Below are 1,328 nucleotides of genomic sequence, written 5' to 3' on the forward strand. Positions count from 1 at the left end.
ATTCGTGAGTTTGTGTTAGGGGTCATGTTAATACCAATAACAATCTTGTTTTTTTGGTTTACGACTTTTGGCGGCGTTGCTATTCATATGGAGTTGCTTGCTGCTATTGATCCTGCATTGGCTAGTCCAGGACTCGTTGAAGCGGTACAAGCAGATTTTGGTAGTGCCATCTTTAAGCTGATCGAGTACTACCCATTAACCAAACCGATTACTTTTATAATTGTCATTATGATTGTACTTTGGTTTGTAACATCATCAGATTCGGCAAGCTTTGTCATTGATATGCTAACAGCCGGTGGCGATACCAATCCGCCAAAAATTCAGCGCTTATTTTGGGCAAGTACAGAAGGCGTCATAGCTGCAGTTTTACTTGCAGCTGGTGGACTAAGTGCTTTACAGGCAGCAGCTATCGTAGCAGGTCTACCATTTGCTTTAGTCGTATTTGTGATGATGTACGCGCTACTACGTGGTTTAAGTAGAGATCAATTGATACTGTATAGAGCTCAGCAGTATTACATTACTGCAGAATCAGCAGATCATAATACGGCGAACGAGTTCGTTGATGAAAATCTATTGGAAGGTCCGCCTAAGATTGCTAAAGGTGACTAATCTATATTACCTGTTATCGTTATTATTAGAATTTTCATACACAGATAGCCCTCACATTTAGGGCTATTTTTATGCGGTTATATATATTTTTTAGGTTTGATAGGTTGTTTATATCCAAACATAGTGGCACAACTCTATTTTAGGAAGGTATTATGAGTGAACTCAAAATTGGTCGTCTAGGACCTTTTCCACGAGTTAATAAGCCTGTTTTTATTGCCTCGGCAGTTTTGATCGTGGGTTTTATTATATTTGGCGCTCTGTTTCATGAGCTGGCTGATTCAGTATTTGCTGCAGCACAGGGTTTCATTACTCGGCGATTTGGCTGGCTATTCGTTATCTTAATGAACGTGGCAGTGGTGTTAAGTTTGTATTTGATTTTTAGTAAGTATGGTGACATTCGCTTGGGTCATCAGACCGAAAGGCCACAGTATAGTCTGCCATCTTGGATCGGCATGTTGTTCTCAGCAGGTATTGGTATCGGTATCATGTACTGGGGCACCGCAGAACCTGTTTATCACTTTATGGCACCACCTCTTGGCGAAGCTGAGACAGTAGAGGCCGCCAAACAAGCGATGAACATCTCGTTCTTGCACTATGGTATCCATGCTTGGGCTATTTATGCCATCGTGGCGTTGTCCCTGGCATACTTCCACTTTCGCCGTGGTCTGCCACTCTCTATTCGCTCAAGTCTGTATCCATTGTTGGGTAAAAGGATTTAT

At 41.9% G+C, this 1,328-nt stretch carries 2 protein-coding genes; both read left to right on the plus strand.

Features of this window, described 5'->3' with window-relative positions:
- Positions 1–609: BCCT family transporter (locus ACS8FD_RS14860; protein WP_439276424.1), on the plus strand; the 609-nt coding region annotated here is incomplete at its 5' end.
- Positions 610–761: 152 nt separating this feature from the next.
- A partial coding sequence (locus ACS8FD_RS14865; protein WP_439276425.1) for a BCCT family transporter occupies positions 762–1,328 on the plus strand: 567 nt, incomplete at its 3' end.

The organism is Psychrobacter sp. 1U2, assembly GCF_051847575.1.